General features: G+C 63.9%; 1 protein-coding gene, 1 tRNA gene and 1 pseudogene. 2 read left to right on the top strand and 1 reads right to left on the bottom strand.

The window, feature by feature from the left end; all coding sequences use genetic code 11:
• Positions 1-17 precede the first annotated feature (17 nt).
• Positions 18-94 (top strand) — tRNA-Met (locus ABIC30_RS31780).
• A 128-nt stretch (positions 95-222) separates the two neighbouring features.
• On the opposite strand, the gene ABIC30_RS31775 is transcribed toward ABIC30_RS31780, so the two are convergent.
• Positions 223-735: a hypothetical protein gene (locus tag ABIC30_RS31775; protein ID WP_354456841.1), complete on the bottom strand. Its 513-nt coding sequence runs from the start codon at positions 733-735 to the stop codon at positions 223-225.
• A gap of 206 nt (positions 736-941) precedes the next feature.
• On the opposite strand from ABIC30_RS31775, the pseudogene ABIC30_RS31770 reads away from it, so the two are divergent.
• Positions 942-1,136: pseudogene (locus ABIC30_RS31770) on the top strand (IS3 family transposase); the annotation flags it as partial.
• Between the last annotated feature and the right edge of the window lie 89 nt (positions 1,137-1,225).

The following is a 1,225-nucleotide window of genomic DNA, read 5'->3' as shown; positions in this document are numbered from 1 at the left end:
CAGCCGTACAGACTTGGCGCGGGGTGGAGCAGCCCGGTAGCTCGTCAGGCTCATAACCTGAAGGTCACAGGTTCAAATCCTGTCCCCGCAACCAACGATCCTTGCGAGAGCAAGCCATCCAGAACCCCGGCCTCCGACAGGGAGCCGGGGTTTTTCTTGTTCGCAGCAAACCGCAGGATGCCGGCGAGGTCGCCGCGCAGCATGAAGCGCAGCTCGCCGTTTTCAGGGACGAGCGTCACCTGATCGACGAGCGTGCGGAACAGTTCCGCAGCCTCTGCGCGTCCGTCTTCCGTCCGGAGGCTGTCGTAGAGCTTCACCACCCGCTGCCGGTATAGTTCCGCCATGTTCGGATGCAGCAGGGGCGGGGGCTCCTGCGCATCCCCCAAGGAACGCGGTCAGTTCGGCCTTCCGGCCCTCCAGAGTTTCGATCTTCGCCTTGAGCTTGAGGGGCGGGATGCCGGCCAGGATCGCATCGATGGCCTTGTCCAGTTCGCGCTCGGTGCGCTCCAGCTCGCGGCGCTTGGCGCCGGGTTCGGCGCCACGCTCGATCCGCAGCCGGTTCACCTCGCGTGTGAATTCGGCACAGAACTCGCGCAACAGCTCCGGCTCCATCAGGTGCGTGCGCAGCCCGTTCAGGATCGAGACTTCCAGCGCGTCGCGACGGATGTTGACCTGGTTGTCGCAGGTCCCCTTGTTGCGCGCCGTGGCGCAGCCGAGCAGGTCTTTCGAGATCATTGCGTGGCCGCCACCGCAGCAGCCACACTTCACCAGGCCGGCAAACAGGTGCTTCGGTCGACGCCGCTCGTTGAGAGGGTTTTGTCTGCCATCAGCGCTCGTGAGACAGATTGAGGCCGTTCACGAACGGAGGATGTCTGGTTCATCGTAGCCTCAGGAGCGAAGATGAAGCAGACATCCGGGCCGGCTCGGAAGCCGGCAGAGACCGTTCGGAGGCGAGCGTCTACCGCCTGCTCAAGGCCCAGGACCTGATCACCAGCCCGGCCGACATCCTGATCAAAGCCGCCGACGAGTTCCGGGACAAGACCACCGCGTCCAATCAACTCTGGCAGACTGACTTCACCTATCTGAAGGTGCTCGGCTGGGGCTGGTACGACCTCTCGACCGTGCTGGATGACTTTGAATCGCCCCGGGTTTTCCGGAGGCCGTTTGGTTTGGCTCAGGCGGCCAAGGCTTGGACCTCGGCCTGGGCATAATAGCGTGCCTCCGC

The organism is Methylobacterium sp. 1030, from assembly GCF_040544715.1.
Classification (GTDB): Bacteria; Pseudomonadota; Alphaproteobacteria; order Rhizobiales; family Beijerinckiaceae; genus Methylobacterium.
Note: the sequence above shows the minus strand (reverse complement) of the source record. Positions and strands in the feature narration are given on the sequence as shown.